This is a genomic window from Bradyrhizobium sp. KB893862 SZCCT0404 (assembly GCF_018130885.1).
GTDB classification, from domain to species: Bacteria; Pseudomonadota; Alphaproteobacteria; order Rhizobiales; family Xanthobacteraceae; genus Bradyrhizobium; species Bradyrhizobium stylosanthis.
On the sequence record NZ_JAFCLT010000007.1, the window covers coordinates 338489 to 357678 of the forward strand.

General features: G+C 66.8%; 19 protein-coding genes. 13 read left to right on the plus strand and 6 right to left on the minus strand.

Annotated elements, in window-relative coordinates:
• The first annotated feature begins 25 nt into the window (after positions 1–25).
• The 6 genes from JQ617_RS27090 (at position 26) to JQ617_RS27115 (ending at position 5786) form a co-directional block, all read left to right on the plus strand.
• Positions 26–517, plus strand: a complete 492-nt coding sequence (locus JQ617_RS27090; protein WP_212028972.1) for a tripartite tricarboxylate transporter TctB family protein — start codon at positions 26–28, stop codon at positions 515–517.
• Between the two features lie 4 nt (positions 518–521).
• The gene (locus JQ617_RS27095; RefSeq protein ID WP_212028973.1) at positions 522–2033 is read left to right on the plus strand and encodes a tripartite tricarboxylate transporter permease; all 1512 of its coding nucleotides are present in this window, start codon (positions 522–524) and stop codon (positions 2031–2033) included.
• 52 nt (positions 2034–2085) lie between these two features.
• Complete coding sequence (gene meaB, locus JQ617_RS27100) at positions 2086–3075, plus strand: methylmalonyl Co-A mutase-associated GTPase MeaB (RefSeq protein ID WP_212028974.1); 990 nt, start codon at positions 2086–2088, stop codon at positions 3073–3075.
• Positions 3072–3719 (plus strand): pyroglutamyl-peptidase I, encoded by a 648-nt coding sequence (locus JQ617_RS27105; RefSeq protein ID WP_145663405.1) that lies wholly within the window; start codon positions 3072–3074, stop codon positions 3717–3719. The genes meaB and JQ617_RS27105 overlap by 4 nt, the downstream gene beginning before the upstream one ends.
• 198 nt (positions 3720–3917) lie before the next feature.
• The gene (locus JQ617_RS27110) at positions 3918–5288 is read left to right on the plus strand and encodes a TIGR03808 family TAT-translocated repetitive protein (RefSeq protein ID WP_212028975.1); all 1371 of its coding nucleotides are present in this window, start codon (positions 3918–3920) and stop codon (positions 5286–5288) included.
• Positions 5289–5480: 192 nt separating this feature from the next.
• Positions 5481–5786 carry a GIY-YIG nuclease family protein gene (locus JQ617_RS27115; RefSeq protein WP_212028976.1) on the plus strand — a complete coding sequence of 102 codons (306 nt, stop codon included), beginning with the start codon at positions 5481–5483 and terminating at the stop codon, positions 5784–5786.
• Positions 5787–5912: 126 nt separating this feature from the next.
• Here the strand turns inward: JQ617_RS27115 and JQ617_RS27120 are convergent, their stop codons facing one another.
• From JQ617_RS27120 to JQ617_RS27135, 4 genes are all read right to left on the minus strand, one after another.
• Positions 5913–6665, minus strand: coding sequence for a TIGR03809 family protein (locus tag JQ617_RS27120; protein WP_249157583.1), 753 nt, complete (start codon positions 6663–6665; stop codon positions 5913–5915).
• Between the two features lie 505 nt (positions 6666–7170).
• Entirely contained in the window at positions 7171–8862 is a 1692-nt protein-coding gene (locus tag JQ617_RS27125) for a S8 family serine peptidase (protein WP_212028978.1), read from the minus strand.
• A 15-nt stretch (positions 8863–8877) separates the two neighbouring features.
• Positions 8878–9573, minus strand: a complete 696-nt coding sequence (locus JQ617_RS27130) for a hypothetical protein (protein WP_145663417.1) — start codon at positions 9571–9573, stop codon at positions 8878–8880.
• Positions 9570–10139 carry a sigma-70 family RNA polymerase sigma factor gene (locus JQ617_RS27135; protein ID WP_063690961.1) on the minus strand — a complete coding sequence of 190 codons (570 nt, stop codon included), beginning with the start codon at positions 10137–10139 and terminating at the stop codon, positions 9570–9572. The genes JQ617_RS27130 and JQ617_RS27135 overlap by 4 nt, the downstream gene beginning before the upstream one ends.
• A 439-nt stretch (positions 10140–10578) precedes the next feature.
• Between JQ617_RS27135 and JQ617_RS27140 the strand changes: the two genes are divergently transcribed.
• Together JQ617_RS27140 and JQ617_RS27145 are read left to right on the plus strand one after the other, a co-directional pair.
• Positions 10579–11736, plus strand: a complete 1158-nt coding sequence (locus JQ617_RS27140; protein WP_212028979.1) for a GGDEF domain-containing protein — start codon at positions 10579–10581, stop codon at positions 11734–11736.
• Between the two features lie 59 nt (positions 11737–11795).
• Positions 11796–12896: a DUF2336 domain-containing protein gene (locus JQ617_RS27145; protein ID WP_212028980.1), complete on the plus strand. Its 1101-nt coding sequence runs from the start codon at positions 11796–11798 to the stop codon at positions 12894–12896.
• Here the strand turns inward: JQ617_RS27145 and JQ617_RS27150 are convergent.
• Entirely contained in the window at positions 12893–13531 is a 639-nt protein-coding gene (locus JQ617_RS27150; protein WP_212028981.1) for an NrsF family protein, read from the minus strand. The two genes, JQ617_RS27145 and JQ617_RS27150, sit on opposite strands and share 4 nt — an antisense overlap.
• Positions 13532–13533: 2 nt before the next feature.
• Positions 13534–14079: a sigma-70 family RNA polymerase sigma factor gene (locus JQ617_RS27155; RefSeq protein WP_018647978.1), complete on the minus strand. Its 546-nt coding sequence runs from the start codon at positions 14077–14079 to the stop codon at positions 13534–13536.
• A gap of 289 nt (positions 14080–14368) precedes the next feature.
• Between JQ617_RS27155 and JQ617_RS27160 the strand changes: the two genes are divergently transcribed.
• From JQ617_RS27160 to JQ617_RS27180, 5 genes are all read left to right on the plus strand, one after another.
• Positions 14369–15028 (plus strand): hypothetical protein, encoded by a 660-nt coding sequence (locus JQ617_RS27160; protein WP_212028982.1) that lies wholly within the window; start codon positions 14369–14371, stop codon positions 15026–15028.
• A 166-nt stretch (positions 15029–15194) separates the two neighbouring features.
• On the plus strand, positions 15195–15974 hold the full coding sequence (locus JQ617_RS27165; RefSeq protein WP_063690971.1) for an enoyl-CoA hydratase: 780 nt from the start codon (positions 15195–15197) through the stop codon (positions 15972–15974).
• 220 nt (positions 15975–16194) lie between these two features.
• Positions 16195–17592, plus strand: a complete 1398-nt coding sequence (locus tag JQ617_RS27170) for a TolC family outer membrane protein (RefSeq protein ID WP_063690973.1) — start codon at positions 16195–16197, stop codon at positions 17590–17592.
• A 25-nt stretch (positions 17593–17617) separates the two neighbouring features.
• A complete protein-coding gene (locus JQ617_RS27175; RefSeq protein WP_212028983.1) occupies positions 17618–18175 on the plus strand; it encodes a P-loop NTPase family protein in 558 nt (185 codons plus the stop codon).
• Positions 18176–18227: 52 nt separating this feature from the next.
• Complete coding sequence (locus tag JQ617_RS27180; RefSeq protein ID WP_212028984.1) at positions 18228–19190, plus strand: amidohydrolase family protein; 963 nt, start codon at positions 18228–18230, stop codon at positions 19188–19190.

A 19190-nucleotide genomic window follows, 5' to 3' on the forward strand; every position in this document is an offset into this window, starting at 1 on the left:
GTGCATTTCTCATAGGACCCCTTCCATGCGTCTTCCCGACTCCGTCACGGGATCGTTTCTCGTCGTGCTCGGCGCGGCTGCCGCCTATGGCGGCTATATCCTGCCGCCGGTGCCCGGGCAGCCGGTCGGCCCCAACGTGTTTCCGCTGGTGATCGGCACGGGCCTTGCGCTGTGCGGCCTCGCCATCGTGTTCGGGATCGGACATTCCTTCGAGGAGGAGGAAGAACTGATCCCGCTCGAGGACGGCCAGGCGGCCGCCCCGCCGCCGCAGGGCAAGCTCTACGGCCTGCGCGCCCTGCTTCCGCCGGCGCTGCTGCTGTTCTACGTCTTTGCCGCCGACCGGCTCGGCTTCATCATCACCGCAGCGATCATGGTCTACGTCACCTCGACCGCGCTCGGGGCGAAATGGAAGCTGGCGCTGCCGCTCGCCGCGCTGTCGCCCTTCGCCATCCACCTCATCTTCGGCAAGCTGCTCCGCGTGCCGCTGCCCGCCGGCCTGCTGCCGACGCCCTGGTAATCCCATGCTCAAGACCCTGATTGATGCCTTCGCGCTGATCTCCACCTGGGAGGTCATCATCGCGATGTTCGCGGCCTCCGTGTACGGCCTCGTCATCGGCTCGCTGCCCGGCCTGTCGGCGACGATGGCGACCGCCCTGCTCGTCCCCGTCACCTTCTATCTGTCGCCGATCGCGGCAATCGCGACCATCGTCGCGGCGTCGTCGATGGCGATCTTCTCCGGCGACATTCCCGGCGCGCTGCTGCGCATTCCCGGCACGCCCGCCTCCGCGGCCTATGCCGACGAGGCCTATGCCATGACGCGCAAGGGCCAAGCCGAGCTCGCGCTCGGGGCCGGCGTCTGGTTCTCCGCGGTCGGCGGCATCGCCGGCGTGCTGTCCCTGATGATCCTGGCGCCGCCGCTCGCCGAGATCGCGCTGTCGTTCTCGACCTTCGAATATTTCTGGCTGGCGTTGCTCGGCCTGATGTGCGCCACGCTGGTGGCGCGCTCCTCGCCGGTGAAGGCGATCGCCGGCATGTTCCTCGGCCTGCTGGTCTCCTGCATCGGCATCGAGAATCCCGGCGGCGTGCCGCGCTTCACCTTCGGGATTACCGACCTGTTCGGCGGCATCGAGCCGATCCCGGCCCTCGTCGGCGTGTTCGCGGTGGCGCAGGTGATGCGCGCGATGCTGACGCCCGAGCCGCCGCCGCTGCCGCGGCGGAAATTCGGAAGCATCATGGCCGGGCAGTGGCGGCTGACCAAGAAATATCACTGGCAGATGACGCGCGGGAACATCGTCGGCATCATCATCGGCGTGCTGCCCGGCGCCGGCGCCGACATGGCGGCTTGGGTCTCCTATGCGATGTCGAAGCGCTTCTCCAAGGAGAAGGAAAAATTCGGCACCGGCCATGTCGAGGGCCTGGTCGAGGCCGGCGCCAGCAACAATGCCAGCATCGCCTCGGGCTGGGTACCCTCGCTGCTGTTCGGCATTCCCGGCGACACCATCGCGGCGATCGCGATCGGCGTGCTCTACATGAAGGGTCTCAATCCCGGTCCGACGCTGTTCACCGAGAAGGCGTCGAGCATGTACGCGATCTACCTGATGTTCATTATCGCGAACATCCTGATGATCCCGCTCGGCATCGCCATGATCCGCGTGGCCGCCTACATCCTGCTGGCACCACGCTCGACCGTGATGCCGATCATCATGCTGTGCTGCGCCGTCGGCTCGTTCGCGATCGGCAACAACATGTTCGGCGTCGTCACCGTCGCCGCCTTCGGCGTGATCGGCTACGTGATGGAGGCCAACGGCTATCCCGTCGCCGCGATGGTGCTCGGCATCGTCATGGGCACCATGGTGGAGCAGGCCTTTGTGACATCGCTGATCAAGTCCGACGGCAGCATTTTGCCGTTCTTCGAGCGCCCCGTCGCTGCGATCCTCGCGGCAATGGCGATTGGCGCCCTGCTCTGGCCGGTGATGGTGTGGGTGTGGCGGAAGCTGAAACCGATGCAGACGGCTACGGCAACGACCCGGTGATATCGGGCGGGCGGCCCTCGCCTGCTTCGCCTCGGCGTTGTAAAGCAGGGGCATGACTGAGAAGAAGGCCTCGCTGGACATCAAATCCCTCGCCCGCGACCTGCGCGCGGGCAGCCGCGCAGCTCTCGCCCGGGCCATCACGCTGGTGGAGAGCCGTCGCAGCGATCATCAGGCGCTGGCGCGCGAGCTGGTGCAGATGTTGCTGCCCGACACCGGTAAGGCCTTCCGTGTCGGCATCACCGGTTCGCCCGGCGTCGGCAAATCCACCACCATCGACGCGCTCGGGACCTATCTGATCGAACAGGGCCACAAGGTCGCGGTGCTCGCGGTCGATCCGTCCTCGGCGCGCAGCGGCGGCTCGATCCTCGGCGACAAGACGCGGATGGCGCAGCTCGCGGCCTCCGACGATGCCTTCATCCGCCCCTCGCCGTCCTCGGGCACGCTCGGCGGCGTCGCCGCCAAGACGCGCGAGGCGATGCTGCTCTGCGAGGCAGCCGGCTTTGGCGTCGTGCTGGTCGAGACGGTCGGCATCGGTCAGTCCGAGACTGCCGTTTGCGACATGACCGATTTCTTCCTCGCCCTGATGCTGCCGGGTGGCGGCGACGAGCTGCAGGGCATCAAGAAGGGCCTGGTCGAGCTCGCCGACATGATCGCGATCAACAAGGCGGACGGCGACAATCTCAAGCGCGCCAGGATCACCGCTGCCGACTATCGCGGCGCGCTGCATATCTTGGCGCCGCGATCCGAGCATTGGCATCCGCCGGTCGAGACCTATTCGGCGCTGACCGGCGATGGCATCGCAAAGATCTGGCAGAAGGTTCTGGATCACCGCAAGGCGATGAATGCCTCCGGCGATTTCGCCGCACGGCGGCGCGAGCAGCAGGTAAAATGGATGTGGTCGATGCTGGAGCAACGCATGCTGGCACGGCTGCGCAGCGAGGCCTCGGTGCGCAGCAAGGTCCGCAAGATCGAGGCCGAGGTCGCCGACGGCCACCTCACCCCGGCACTTGCGGCCGAGCAGATCCTGGAGTTGCTGCAATGAGCGCCAAGCTTCGCATTCTCCTTACCGGGTTCGGTCCGTTTCCCGGCGCGCCCTATAACCCGACCCAGCCGCTGGTGGCACGGCTGGCCCAACTGCGCCGGCCGGCGCTCGACGGCGTCACGATCGCCAGCCACATCTTCCCGGTCACCTATGCCGCGGTCGACCGGCAATTGCCTGAGGTGCTGGCGCAGGAGAAACCGGATGCGCTGCTGATGTTCGGCCTCGCGGCACGCACGCCGTATTTGCGGATCGAAACCCGGGCGCGCAACGCCGTCACCATGCTGTGGCCCGATGCCGCCAACACCCGCTCCAGCAAGCGCGGCATCGCGGGCACCGCGGACGCGATGACGTTCGGCCCGCACACGGCACGGCTGCTGCGCGCCGCGCGTCTCACCGGCATCGACGCCCGCGCCTCGCGCGATGCCGGCGCCTATCTCTGCAATTATTTGAGCTGGCGCGCGATCGAGAATGTCAGGGCGGGCGGGCCGAGGCTCGCCGCGTTCATCCACATTCCCCTGCTGGCACGCAGCGGCGCGGTACGCCGCAAGGGAGCGCCGCGGATCACGCTGGAGGAACTGGTGGATGCCGGGGAAGCAATGCTGATGGAGATGGTGCAACTGGCGCGGAAGGAACGCGTTTCGTAGGGTGGGCAAAGGCGCCCTTGCGCCGTGCCCACCATCTCTCTCGATCGCGGAAAATACGTGGGCACGCTACGCTTTGCCCACCCTACGGCACCGTCTTTGGCGGTAAACATTTAACCCTACCGCGAACAATCCTCACGTCCCCCTCCGCCCTGCGCTACCTAACTGCCGCGGACCCCCGCGTCCGCCGGAGGACGCGTCATGGACCTCAATCGCCGTCATCTCATCGGAGCTTCCACCGCCGGCATCGCGGGCGCGCTCGCCATGCCGGCCGATGCCGCGCGCGCGGCGCCGCTGACGTCGCTGCTCGGCCGCGATGCCACGCAATACGGCGTGCGGCCCGGCAGCAGCGAGGATCAGACCCGCGCGCTGCAGCGCGCGATCGACGAGGCCGCGCGGGCGCAAATGCCCCTCGCCCTGCCGCCAGGCATCTACCGCTGCGGATTGCTGCGCTTGCCGAACGGCGCCCAACTGATCGGCGTGCGCGGCGCGACCAAGCTCGTCTTCACCAGCGGCGCCTCGGCGATCCAGAGCGACGGCGCCGATGCGATCGGCCTCACCGGCATCACCTTCGACGGCGCCGGCATTCCGCTGCCGACACGGCGCGCCCTGATCCACGTCCTCGGCGGGCGCGACGTGCGCATCACCGATTGCGAGATCACCAATTCGGGCGGCAGCGGCATCTGGTTGGAGCAGGTCGCCGGTGACATCTCCGGCAACATCTTCGGCAATATCGCGGTGACGGCGGTGGTCTCGTTCGACGCCAGGGGCCTCAGCGTGTCCCGCAACACCATTTCAGGCACCAACGACAACGGCATCGAGATCCTGCGCACCGCGATCGGCGACGACGGCACGCTGGTCGCCGACAACCGCATCGAGGACATCAAGGCCGGCCCCGGCGGCTCCGGCCAGTACGGCAACGCCATCAACGCCTTCCGCGCCGGCAACGTGATCGTGCGCGGCAACCGCATCAGGAACTGCGACTATTCCGCGGTGCGCGGCAACTCGGCCTCGAACATCCATATCACCGGCAACAGCGTCAGCGACGTGCGCGAGGTCGCGCTCTATTCGGAGTTTGCGTTCGAGGCCGCCGTGATCGCCAACAACACCGTCGATGGCGCCGCCGTCGGCGTCTCCGTCTGCAATTTCAACGAGGGCGGCCGCATCGCGGTGGTCCAGGGCAACATCATCCGCAACCTGATCCCGAAGCGCCCCATAGGCACCGCACCCGATGACGATGCCGGCGTCGGCATCTACATCGAGGCGGATTCATCCGTGACCGGGAATGTGATCGAGAACGCGCCGTCCTACGGCATCGTCGCCGGCTGGGGCAAATATCTGCGCGACGTCGCCATCACCGGCAACGTGATCCGCAAGGCCCTTGCCGGCATCGGCGTCTCCGTGGTGCCCGGCGCCGGCACCGCGCTCGTCAACAACAACATGATCTCGGAAACCCCGCGCGGCGCCGTGGTCGGCCTCGACCACGCGCGCGCGGTGACATCGGACCTGTCGGCCGACGGCGCGCAGCGCTTTGCGCAGGTGGTGATCGGCGGGAATGCGGTGCGGCGCTAGGCGCCGCGGTTGGCAGGTGCGCTGCACATCCTTCGAACTTCCCATTGGACGCGGCATGCCTCGCACCTCGGGATGAAGGAATATATCCGGAGGCTGTTCCCTTCAAACTTGACACCCCAAACACCGCCGTCATCCTGAGGTGCGAGCCGTGCGGTGCGGAGCGCCGCGCGGGGAGCCTCGAAGGATGATGTGGTGGGCATCTACATATACATGCTGCGCTGCGCCGATGGCTCTTTCTACATTGGAAGCGCCACCGGCGAGGACACGTCCAAGCGGTTTGACGAGCACAACGCCGGTGCTTTTCCAGGATATACATATTCGAGGCGCCCGGTCGTTCTGGTGTGGTCGGAGTATTTCGATCGGATCACCGATGGGATTGCGGCTGAGCGGCAGCTCAAAGGGTGGAGCCGCGCCAAAAAGGAAGCGCTCATTCGTTCGGATTGGAAGTCGCTAAGTCAGCTTGCGCGGCGGCGTGCGGGAGCGCCGCGACCGAAGTAATAGCGCGATGTAGCCCTAGCCGGGCCGTTCGTCCTTCGAGGCTCCCCATGGGACGCGCCGCGTCCCATGCCTCGCACCTCAGGATGACGGGGTTGGAGACGACGGCGGCTGCCGTTGAGCAAGACGCTAGAACGCGTTCCGAAGCAGCGGGTACTTCGCTTGCAGGCCGTCGAGGCTGAGGGTGAATTCGACGACGCGCTCGGGCGCCGCGACGATTTCGGCGGCGGGCGGAGCGAATTGCGGCAGGAGCGCTGCCATCGCAGCGGGGGCCTTGACGGCAGGCGCGGCGACCGGTGCCGGTGCGGCAGGTTCGGCGAACGGCAACCTCACGGCAGGCGCAGTGCGCGGCGCCATCGCGGCGGGCGCTGCGGACGGCGGCCTCACGACAGGCGCCGTCATCAGCGGCGCCCTTGCCGCGGGAGCCTTGAGAGGCGGGACGGCGGCGGGTGCGGTGAATGATGCCACGGTGACGGGCGCGGGCTGTGCGCTCGGAGCCGCCGGCACGAGCGGGGCTTCGGTGATTTCGGCCAGAACATCCGGCTTGGGATCGAGCCTGACCGGCATGGCGGTCTCGGGGGCGATGTGGACGGCCTTCGGCTGCACGGTGTCGCGCGGAAACACGCGGGGCATCGTCGCCGGCGACCAGCCGAAGGCGGAGGTGACGCTTGCGGCCGCCGCTGCGACGTCCCCGCCGGTGGCGATGGCGCGCCAGGTCTGGACCGCGCGCTTGGCTTCCTGGATGTTTTCGAGAAAGGCGAGTTCGGAGTGATAGCGGCGCCAGCGTCCGGTCTCGAACATTTCGGACAGATGTTCCAGCCGCTGTTCGGCGAGAGCGCACCAGCGCGCCGCGACCTCGCGGCTGCAACCCGCAGCGCTCATTAACTCTTGGCGATGTGTCATGAACCAGCCCGTAGGGAGAAAACACGGACGCGGGGGACGCAACGCGCACGAATCAATTTAGAAGCGACATGAATATTTTGTGGAAAAGTTTTGACTTGTCCAGCAACGACACGCCGTTCGTCATGAAACACCGTAGTCGTGCGGACATTTCCTGTGTTTTCGAGTCAAGCTTCGCGCAAGCATGACCGACTTGCGACGCACGTGATGAACGCTCGCGCCCGGCGCGGCCGTGATCGCTCAACCGGAAGCTGACCTCGAACATCGCTTCAAGGAATCGGATGCCCAAAAAGAAAAGACCCGTCCGGGGGGACAACCGGACGGGTCGAGCCATATGGGCGCTTGGGGTGGATGGGCGCTCGCGCCTGATATGACTGATGGGGAGGGATGACCGCTCCCACATAATTTGGTCGTGCTAGCGGGCTGAACGTTCAATGCGGCGTTCGAATTTTTGACCCTTGGCGTGCGCGCAAGGTTGTCGCAGCCACTATCGCGTCGCCGGCCTATCCGCCTGAGAAATCGCGGCTTTATCGCCTGCACTGGAGAGCGAAGGCTGTTCGATCGCGCGGATGCCGGGCTCGTCGCGACGCTTGTCGGCGTCTTCACGTTTTGTTGTACCGGACGCGGCCGCAACGGGCGTCGCGCTGTCGGCGGGAACGGCCATCACCGCGGCAAATGCATCGGCCTCGCCGTCGCCGAACAGATCATCGCGTCCGGGTGAGCCGAGATCGCGCGCGGTCTTCGCGAGCGTCATGCGCAGCGCTTCCGGCTTCAGTGTGTAGTTGCGCTCGAGCAGCAAGGCGGCGACGCCGGAGACATAGGCGGCCGAGAACGAGGTCCCCGAGGTCATCTGGTATTTGCCGTCGGGCGCCGGCAGGAAGATGTCGACGCCAGGCGCGGCCAGCGCAATGTAATTGCCGCGGTTGGAAGCCGGGAACAATCTGTCCTGCTGGTCGGTCGCGCTGACCGCAATCACGTTGGGATTGGCGGCGGGATAGAGCGGCGGCGATTTCGCGCCGGCATTGCCGGCCGCCGCGATCAGCACGAGCCCGCGCGCGGCGGTCGCCGCGATGGCGCGCTCGATCACCGCGTCCTTGGGACCGGCAAAGCTCATGTTGACGATCTGCGCGCCGTGCTCGGCGGCATAATTCAGCGAGCGCAGGATGATGTAGGACGAGCTCTCGGCGCCGCCCGTGGTGCCGCCGAAGGCGCGGATGGCGATGATGCGCGCCTCGGGCGCGCTTCCCATCAGCTTGGCATGCGCCACGATGGCGCCGGCGATGCCGGTGCCGTGAACATGCGGCCCCTCGGCGCTGCCGAGCGCGTCGAAATTGTCGGAGACGGAATTGGCGAGCTCGGGGTGTTTGGCGTCGATGCCGGAATCGATCACGGCAACCGTCACGTTGGCGCCATGCGCCAGCGTATGGGCCTGCGGCAGGCGCAGTTTGGCCAGGGCATATTGCGCGGGATCGCCCTCGGTCGGCGTGCCCGCCTTCTGGTCCTGGAGCACATAGCGGAAGTTCGGCTGGACCGAGCGCACGCTGCCGTCGGCGGCGAATTCACGCCGCGCGGTCTCGAAGGGCCGGCCATCGGTGATGCGGAACAGACCGAAGGTCGCCCCGATCAGCGGAAAATTCTCGGATGCAATGCGCGAAAGGCCGTGGCGGCGCGCGAGCTCGTCGGCCTCGGTCACCGACAGGGCGCCGTCGATCTCGGCGACGAATTCGTTGGCAAAGCTGCGCAGGTTCACCGCCACAGGCGTGTTGTTGTTGCCGCGCCCCTTGCCGGCGCTCTTCTTGCCTGATTTGCCGGTCCCGGCACCGCCCGCGTTCGGCTGCGCCAGGCATTCGCCATCCCCGTCCCGATAGGGCGCGGAGCAGGACGGATAAAGGTTCGGCGAATAGCGCGCGTAAGGCAGCACTGGCGTCGTGCCGACGCGGCCTATGGTGGTGGTATGCGGGATCGCAGGGATGGCCCGCGGACCGGGCGCGACGGCGGCCGCCCGCGCGGCAATGCTTGGAGAGATCGTCGGTATGCGCGAGGGAACGCTGATCGTCGGCGTGCGCATGATCGCCTGCGCCTGCGCGACCTCGACGCCAAGGCTGGCGGCGAGCAGCAGCACGGCTCCGACCGAGGCGTAGGCCGCGGCTCGCAACTTACTCTCGGACCTGCGCGTCATCGGGTCGAAGGCGCCTTACGGCGCCGCGACAGCGAGGTTGACGAACTTCTCGCGCTGCATCCTGCCGAGCAGCGCGGCGAGCTCGTCCTGGCTCATCGCCTTGTCGAACTGGAGGCGGAACATGCCGCCCTTGGCATCGCCGATGATCGACGCCTGGTAGCTGTCGAGCAACGCCGTGATGTCGGCAACACGCGCTTCGGGCGTGAAGCGCACCAGCGCACGGGCCGGCGCGGCGGCCGCACCGAGTTCACGCGTGATCGGCGCGCCGGTCGAAAGCGAAGCGGTCTGGAAGGTCGCGGTCTGGGTCTTCATCAGCACCGCGCCGATGATGCCGGCCTGGAGCAGCAGCGCGATGGCGCCGAGGCTCGCCGACCACGCCAGCGTCCGCGGCGACAGCCCCGCGAAGAAGGTCGCGATGCGCGACGACAGCGGCAGCGAACCGACGGCACGCGCCGGCTCGGCATCGATCGCGGCGAACAGCTTCTGCATCGCGCGCGCCGACGGAGCGCCCAGGCTCTCGTTCAGATGGATGGTCTCTTCGTACTCGCCGCGGATCGCGGCGTACTGCCTGGCAAGCTCCGGATCATTCGCCAGCGCTTCCTCGACGCGGCGGGCATCGCGCGCGTTCAGCGTGCCGGCGGCGTGCCAGGGCAGCAGCAGTTCAATCTCACTGGGCTCTTGCTCCAGCATCTTCTTGCTCAAAGCCATCATGGCCAGCCTCGCTCAACGCCGGCTGCCTTCAGCAGTTCGGCCAGTTTCTTGCGCGCATAGAACAAGCGCGTCTTCACAGTGTTCTCCGGTATCCCGACGATTTCGGCCACCTCTTCCACGGATTTCTCGTGGTAGTAGACGAGATCGACGATTTCCCGGTGTTCCGGCGTGAGGCCCGTCAGACACTCCCGCAACGCCGCACTCGTATCCTTCTTCTGCACCACCGTTTCCGGATTGTCGGACGAATCCTCAATCGCGTTCGCGGCGTCTTCGTCGAGTTCAAAATCCTTCCTGCGCCGAAGCGCCGAGAGGGCCTTGAATCGGGTGATTGCCAGCAGCCAGGTGGAAACGGCGGATCGGCCTTCGAACTTGCCGGCTTGACGCCAGACGTCGAGAAATACCTCGCTGATGAGGTCTTCCGCCGCCTGCTCGTCCCGCACAAGCCTCAACCCGAACCGGTAAACCCTGACATGGTGCCGCCCGTACAGCACCTGCATGGCGAGCCGGTCACCTTGGGCGATCCTGGCGATGAGGACCTCGTCCGTAGCCGCCTGTGTCACGCTCAAAGCCCGTCTCGCAAAGTTGGTCGGGTCGATACGGCGGACGGTTCGACGGGAGGGGCGAAATTCTTCAACCTACCGCAGTCATACGGGGCGGTGTGTGACCTACCCCACATACGCGCGCTTTTCTTGCGATACCCGCGATGGTTGGCCAGTTCGATCCAGATCGGTAACATAATACTGAAGCACTTTCCTGCGAAATGCCTGCCCGGCACGGGCCGGCCGACCAAGTCCGGTTCCATAGCAGTCCTGCACGACGTATGTCTCACGAACCCCCGCTTTGGCTCGAACGCATCGCAAACGATGCCTAATCGCCGGCAAATTCCTGCAGCCGGCCAATATCATCCTGTTCTGCACTGCACGGTTCGGATTCGGTTTCGAAGGATACCAAACCTAAAGGCTTGCCACGTAGATTTTTGCGCTGACATCCACCTCCGGCAGGATCATGAACACGGCCGCGACGTCGCTTCCCGAGAGGAATGCCGCTGAGGTCGCGGATCTCGTCCTCATGCCCGAGGCGGCGGCGCCGCAGGTCCGGGCCCGCCGGGCCTGGCAACGCCGGCAGATGTATATCGGCCAGGTGGCGAGCTACTCGCTCGGTGCCTCCGTCCTGCTGATCTACGCCTATGACGGCGTGGTCTCGCTGGACGTCGCCTCGCTGTTCTGGTTCGGCGGACTCCTGATCATCGGCACGTTCACCGTGCTGTCGGAAGCCGGCGTCGGCGACAGGTTCACCGACCACTATCTCACCGTCTTCCAGATTTCGGCGCATATGGCGCTGCAATTCGTGTTCCTGCTGTCGGTCCCGATCCTCGGCGTCACCTTCATCAGCGTGCTGTTCCTGATCTTCGCCTTCGGCACGCTGCGCATGACCTCGACCCAGGCGATGCTGACCTGGGCGCTCGCCACCGCCGGCCTCGGCGCCGTCTTCCTCGCCTCCGACCTGCCGATCGGCCTGCCGGTTGCGACCAGGCTGCAGCGGGCCGCCTCGATGCTGTGCTTCGTGCTGGTGATCGGCCAGTGCGCCTTCCTCGGCCTGTTCGGCGCCACGCTGCGCAAGATCCTGTACCAGCGCAGCATCGAGCTGAAGGCCGCCTATCGGCGGATCGAGGAGCTCGCCGAGCTCGACGAGCTGACGGGCTCCTACAACCGCCGCTGCATCATGCGGATGCTCGACAGCGAAATCGAAAAATCGCGGCAGGCCTCGACGTCCTGCGCGATCGCGCTGATCGACCTCGACTGGTTCAAGCGCATCAACGACGCCCACGGCCATCCCATCGGCGACGAGGTGCTGCGCACCTTCGCCATCACCATTTTCGCCAACATCCGCCCGGCCGACTGTTTCGGCCGCTACGGCGGCGAGGAATTTCTGCTGCTGCTGCCCGACACCGAAGCCGAGGCGGCCTCGCGCATGCTCGAGCGGCTGCGCAGCATCGTTGCCGATCTCGACTGGAGCGCATTCTCCCCTGGCATGCGCGTAACGATTTCCGCGGGCGTCGTGACGCTTCGCGACATGGATACTGCCGACACGTTTCTCGCGCGCGCCGACAGCGCGCTCTATTCCGCCAAGGCGCAAGGGCGCAACCGCATCGCAACGAACTGACCAATCCATTTTCACCCGGCGGTGCAAAGCCGCCGGACCGAACGCTCCAGGACAGGGCAATGAGATCCAAAGCCGAAAAACCATCCGAAAACCTGCTCGACGAATTGCAGGCTGCGCTCTCCCACGGCACCGTTGCGCGGCGGGTCGAGACGCTGCGCCGTGTCACCGATCTCTTCGTGGGCAACGCGGTGGATTATTCTGACGACCACATCCGCGTGTTCGACGACGTGTTCGAATGCCTGATCGAGCAGATCGAGACGTCGGCCAGGGCACTGCTTGCCGATCGTCTGGCACCGATCCCGGCCGCACCGCCGAAGATCATCCGCACGCTGGCGCTCGACGAGGTCATCGAGGTCGCAGGGCCCGTGCTGACGAAATCTGAACGGCTGGACGAGGCGACGCTGATCGAGATCGCGCGCACGAGAGGCCAGGCCCATCTGAAGGCGATCTCGCTGCGGCGCGTGCTGTCGGAAGCGCTGACCGACGTGCTGGTGACGCGCGGCAACGAGGACGTGGTGCAATCGACCGTCAGCAATCCGGGCGCGCGACTCTCCGAGGAAGGTCTCACCGACCTCGTCACGCGCGCCGAACGCGACGACGATCTCGCCACCTGCATCGGCCTGCGGCCCGACCTGCCGCGCCATCACTACCTGAAGCTGGTCGCGAAGGCGTCCATGAGCGTGCGCCGGAAGCTCGAGGCCGCGCATCCGGAGCTGGCGGACGAGGTGTCGAGCGTGGTGCAGGAAGCCGCCCAGCGGGTCAGCGCCGCCGCCACGACCAGACAGACCGAGATGGCGCGCGCGCTGGTGAAGTCGCTGCACGAGGACGGCCGTCTCACCGAATTCCAGATCACCACCTTCGCCGAGCAAGGCAAGTTCGACGAGACCAATGCGGGCCTCGCGGCGCTCGCCGGGGTCGCGGTCCAGACCGCCGAGACCATGATGGTCGAAAGCCGCACTGAGGGCGTGATGATCCTCGCCAAGGTCGCGGGCATGCAATGGTCGAGCGTGCGCGCGATCATCGCCATGCGAGAGAAGCTGTCGGGCGGCTCGCCGGCCGACATGCTGGCGCTGCGCGACACCTACGAGGCGCTGCGCTCATCCACCGCGCAACAGGTGCTGCGCTTCCAGCGCATGCAGAGCGCGACGCCGGCGGCCTAGTATCTCAGGACCCTCGAGCCGATCGCAGCGCCGATCGCGGTCACCATCGCGGTCGCGATCGTGTACCAGGTCGCGACGAACAGCGGGGAATCATCGGTGCAATGCGAGGCGTAGAGCGTCGCGGCGAGCCCCGCCGACACCAGGCCCGCGAGCGCTCCGGCGAGCGCGGGGCGCGACGGCGCGCCATGGCGCAGACCGAATAGCGCCCCGGCCAGCAGCGGCAGCGACATCGCGGGGATCGCGACCAGGCACACCCTGGAGTTCTTGCCCATCATGCGCACCGTCATCGGCATCGCCGGCGCCATCATCATCTCGCCGCCGATCGCGACCGCGAGCAGCCCGACCGGCAGCAGCAGCAGCCAGCCCCAGCCGTGCAGCAGGGCTTCGGGCCGCGACAGATGCAGGCTGACGATGATCGCAGGGATCGCGAGCGACAGCGTCACCGCGAACTTCATGTCGAAGAACGGATTGCCCATGGCGCTCATGACATCGGCGCGCACGCCGAGGAAGCTCGCGAAGATCAGGATCGACAGTGGCGCGGCAACCAGCAGCGCCATGGTCAGCACGGCGCCGACGCGCGGCGCGCGATGGGCGTTGTCGGCCGCGAGCGAGCGAATGAGTTGGTCGGTATCCATGACTAGTGGTCCCGCAGTTTGGCCGTCAGTGCCGCAAGTCCGCGATGCAGCGCGACCCGCACCGCACCCTCGCTCATCGAAAACTTCGCCGCCGTGTCCTTGATCGAGGCGGCCTCGACCGCAATCGACTGCAGCACGTCGCGCTGGCGCTGCGGCAGCGCGCCGAGTTGCGCGGCGACCTCGCCTGCCGAAGCGGTCTCCTGCGGCGCCTCGCCCGGCAGCGTCTCGGCGAAATCGTCGATGTTGACGAAGACGCGCCTGCCGCGCCGCCTCAGCGCGTCGATCAGCTTGTTGCGGGCGATCGCGAACAGCCAGGGCGCGAAGGGGGCTTCGCTGTCCCAGGTGTGCCGCTTCAGGTGCACCGCCAAAAGTATCTCCTGCACGATATCCTCGGCTTGATCGGGAGGCTGCCCGGCCCGCGCCAGACCACGCCTCGCCGCGGCGCGCAGCACCGGCGTGACCGCCTTCAACAGGCGATGATACGCCGCATCATCGCCCGCCATGGCCGACCGCATCAGGCCGGTCCATTCGTCCTCACGTCCGCGCACGCGCGCCCCTCACCATGCAATTCGGCCGCATTTTCAGATTGTTACGCCGGCACTCGCGATATCACGAATTCGTGATATCGGCTGCCCCGGTGGCCGGTACGGCCGTCGAACCCGCGACGGCTCATAACACCGATTGAACCGTCCCGCATCCGGCCAGCCGTGGGCGTGGGGGCGGTTTGCCCCGTTTTCGCCCGGTGTGGCCCGAAGATTCCCATTTTCTGCCCAGCTGTCGTCACGCCCCGGGGTCTCTGTTCGCCCCGGGACGGGCGGAATTGGGGAGATCGTCAGAATGATGAAAGCCAGCATGCGCATGGCCCTGATTGCTGTGGCCGGACTTTTCTTGCTGTCTGGAGGCGTTGCACAGGCCGCGCCCAGCTCAGCCGCAAGCAAGTCGGACAGCGCGGATAAACAGGCCGACACGGCCAAGCCGAACAAGCAGCGGCGCCATTCCGCGCATCGCACCAGCAGCAAGACGGCGCAGAAATCCGACGACAAGGCGGCCGACAAGACGCAGTCCGCGCCAAAGGCCGACGAGGCCAAGGCCGACAGCAACGTGCCGGCCTCGAGCGAGATGCCGCCGGAGGTCGCCAACGCCAACGCCCAGCTCGCTGCCGCCGATACGCCGCCTGCGGCTGCCGCTTCCGCCATGACCGGCCGCGCCAACGACAACGTCCAGGCAGCCGCCGACAATACCGCGGCCCCGAACGCCGAGAGCCAGATCGTCGCCCCTGACCAGCCCAACGATCTCGACCAGGCCGTGCAGCAGGACAACCCGCCTGCCCAGAAGGCGGTGATTGCTGCGACCCCGGCACAGCCGCGTCCCGCGCCGGTGATGGCCAGCAGCCAGCAGAGCTCGGCCTGGGACCAGAGCTCGCTGATCGGAAAGATCTTCATCGGGGTCGGCACGCTGCTGACACTGGCGTCCGCCGCGCGCATGTTCATGGCCTGATTTTTCGGCCTGATCGCCTGGCCTGATTACCTGGCCTGAGGAAACCCCGTCCGGAACGTGCGCTTTGCCGCGTGTTCCGGACGCCTGTTCCAAAGGCTTCCTGGGCCCTTGAAGGCGTCCGCGCCAGCAGGCACATTGCCCGCCCAATCAAAAGCGTGGGTGGAGCATGAGCACGTTCGAACACATCATCGTCGAAAGCATCGGTGCGGTCGGCATCATCAAGCTGAACCGGCCGAAGATGCTCAACGCGCTCTCCTTCGGCGTCTTTCGCGAGATCGCGGCCGCCGTCGACGATCTCGAGGGCGATGACGCCATCGGCTGCATCGTCGTGACCGGCAGCGAGAAGGCGTTTGCCGCCGGCGCCGACATCAAGGAGATGCAGCCCAAGGCCTTCATCGACATGTTCTCCGAGGACTTTGCCGCGATCGGCGGCGACCGCGTCGCCCGCTGCCGCAAGCCGACCATCGCTGCGGTCGCAGGCTATGCGCTCGGCGGCGGCTGCGAGCTTGCCATGATGTGCGACTTCATCATCGCCGCCGACACCGCCAAGTTCGGCCAGCCCGAAATCACGCTCGGCACCATTCCCGGCATCGGCGGCACCCAGCGCCTGACCCGCGCCATCGGCAAGTCGAAGGCGATGGACCTCTGTCTCACCGGCCGCATGATGGATGCCGCGGAAGCCGAGCGCGCGGGCCTCGTCAGCCGCATCGTACCCGCCGACAGGCTCATGGACGAGGTCATGGAAGCGGCCGCGAAGATCGCATCGATGTCGCGCCCTGCGGCCGCCATGGCCAAGGAGGCGGTGAACCGCGCCTTCGAGACCACGCTCGCCGAAGGCATGAGCGTCGAGCGCAACCTGTTCCACGCGACCTTCGCGCTGGAAGACCGCTCCGAGGGCATGGCCGCGTTCATCGAGAAGCGCAAGCCGGTGAACAAGAACCGCTGAGCCGGCACCCGGTCAGGCTGGTGTAAGCCTTCGCTGCTGTCCCGCAGAAACCCTGTGACGCACCTGCAACAAGCACGGAATACATGGGGGTTTTCCCCGCGGCAGTTTGCCTGCGCGACCCCGGCTGGGTAAACAGTTAAGAGGCCACCGTCGGCGGGGGCGGACAGCCGGGGTTAAGCGGGATTACATGATTGGGCGTGCCGCCAGAGCTGATCGCGCGATGACGCGACATCGATCGGGCGTGGGTCCCGTGCTTGCGACATGGACCGCGCTGGCGCTGTCGTGCGCCCTGCCCTCGGCCGCATCCGCCGAGGCCCTGCCGGAGGCATTGGCAAAAGCCTACCAGACCAACCCGCAGCTCAATGCCGAACGCGCGCGGCAGCGCGCGACCGACGAGAACGTGCCGCAGGCGCTGGCCGGCTACCGGCCGCAGATCGTGGCGAGCCTCAGCGCCGGCCTGCAATCGGTGCGCAACCTTCTGCCGGACAACACCATCCAGACCGCAAACCTGAAGCCTTGGGTCATCGGCGTCACCGTGACCCAGACCCTGTTCAACGGCTTCCGCACCGCCAACAACGTGCGGGCCGCCGAGCTCCAGGTGCAGTCGGGCCGCGAGGCGCTGCGCAACGTCGGCCAGGGCGTGCTGCTCGACGGCGTCACCGCCTACACCAACGTGCTAGCCAACCAGTCGCTGGTCGAGGCGCAGCGCTCCAACGTCGCCTTCCTGCGCGAGACGCTCGCCGTCACCCAGCGCCGCCTCAATGCCGGCGACGTCACGCCGACCGATACGGCGCAGGCCGAAGCGCGCCTCAACCGCGGCCTTTCCGACCTCAACGCCGCCGAGGTCGCGCTGGCGGTGAGCCAGGCGACCTATGCCCAGGTGATCGGCAACGCGCCCTCGCAGCTCAAGCCCGCCGAAGTGGTCGACCGCTATCTGCCGAAGAGCCGCGAGGACGCCATGACGATGGCGATCCGTCAGCACCCGGCGGTGATGGCGGCCGGCTTCGACGTCGACGTCGCCTCCACCAATATCCGCGTCGCCGAAGGCGCGCTGCTGCCGAGCGCCAGCATCCAGGGCAGCGCCAGCAAGAGCCGCAACAACGACCCGACGCTCGGCACCTTCGCCGAGGACCAGGCCTCCATCGTCGCCAGCGTCACCGCGCCGATCTATGACGGCGGCCAGGCGGCCGCGCAGACGCGGCAGGCCAAGGAGATCACGGCGCAGAGCCGGCTCGTGCTCGATCAGGTCCGCAACCAGGCCCGCACGGCGGCGGTCAGCGCCTGGGTCGCCAATGAAGGCGCCAAGATCGCGGTCTCGGCCTCGGAGTCCGAGGTGAAGGCGGCGACCGTCGCTCTCCAGGGCGTGCAGCGCGAAGCCGCCGGCGGACAGCGCACGACAGTGGATGTCCTGAACTCGCAGGCCGATCTGATCCAGGCCAAGGCCCGCCTGATCGGCGCGCTGCGCGACCGCGTGATCGCCTCCTACACGCTGCTGAGCGCCGTCGGCCATCTCGACGTCAAGACGCTGAACCTGAACACGCCGGACTACCTGCCCGAGGTGCACTACCAGCAGGTGCGCGACGCCTGGCACGGCCTCCGGACGCCGTCGGGCCAGTAACCTCAAATCTACCGGGTCGGTGCCGATGAAAAGCCGCCGCATCCATCTGATGGGAGCTTCGGGCTCCGGCGTGACGACGCTCGGTCGCGCGCTCGCGGGCGAGCTTGCGCTGCCGCATCACGATAGCGACGACTATTTCTGGCTGCCGACCGTGCCGCCCTATCAGACGACGCGCCCGGCCGCCGACCGCCTGCGCCTGATGCGCGAGATGTTCCTGCCGCGTCTCGACTGGGTGCTGAGCGGCTCCATCACGGGCTGGGGCGACGAGCTCGTCCCGCTGTTCGATATGATCATCTACGTGACCACGCCGCGCGACATCCGGCTGAAGCGATTGCGCGCCCGCGAGGCCGCCCATTTCGGTGCGGATGCCGTCGCGCCGGGTGGCTGGCGCCACGAGGAGACCGAGTCCTTTGTCGATTGGGCGTCCCATTACGAAGCCGGGGACCGCGAGGGACGCAGTCTCGCCAAGCATGAAACATGGCTCGCGGGCCTGCCCTGCCCGGTCATACGCGTCGACGGCTCGCGCCCGCTTGCGGACCTTGTCGAGCAGCTATGCAACGACGCGCAGCGGCTGTCAGGCTGATGTGATACTGTCCCTGCACTGCTACCAATCAACAAAATCAGGGAGAGAAATCGTGCTCAACCGCCGCAGCGTCCTGCTTGCCTCCCTCGCCGCCGGAGTAGCCATGACCAACAGAGCCCACGCCCGCGCGGCGCAGCCAGCGACGCCGGTCAATTTCGACGTCCCGGAACATGCCTGCGATTGCCACACCCATATCCACGGCGATGTCGAGAAGTTTCCGTTCTTCGCCGGGCGCGTCTACACGCCCGAGCCGGCCTCGCCCGAGGAGATGGCCGCGCTGCACAAGGCGCTGCATATGGAACGCGTCGTGATCGTCACCCCCAGCGTCTACGGCACCGACAATTCGTCGACCTTGTTCGGCATGAAGGCCCGCGGTGCGAACGCGCGCGGCGTCGCCGTGATCGACGACAAGACCCCGGAGAGCGCGCTCGACACCATGCATCAGGACGGCTTCCGCGGCGTCCGCCTTAATCTGGCGACCGGCGGCGTCAATGATCCCAATGTCGGCCGGCCGCGCTTCACCGCCGCGGTCGAGCGCATGAAGGCGCGCGGCTGGCACGTGCAGCTCTACACCACGCTGGCCATGATCACGGCGATCAAGGATCTCGTCGAGACGGCGCCGGTGCCGGTCGTGTTCGACCATTTCGGCGGCCTCGAAGCCGAGCGCGGCCTGGAGCAGCCGGGCTTCTCCGATCTCGTCGCGCTTGTGAAGTCCGGCAAGGCCTATGTGAAGATCTCCGGCGCCTACCGGTCCTCGAAGCTCGCACCCGATTATCAGGACATGGTGCCGTACGCGCAGGCCCTGATCGCGGCCAATCCCGATCGCATCGTCTGGGGCACCGACTGGCCGCATCCGGATTCGAGCCGCGTCGAGGGACGCAAGGCCACCGACATCGCACCGCTCTACCAGATCGACGACGGACGCCTTCTCAACCAGCTTCCGGTGTGGGCGCCGGATGCGGACGTGCGCAAGAGGATCCTGGTCGACAACCCGGCGCGACTCTACGGCTTCTGA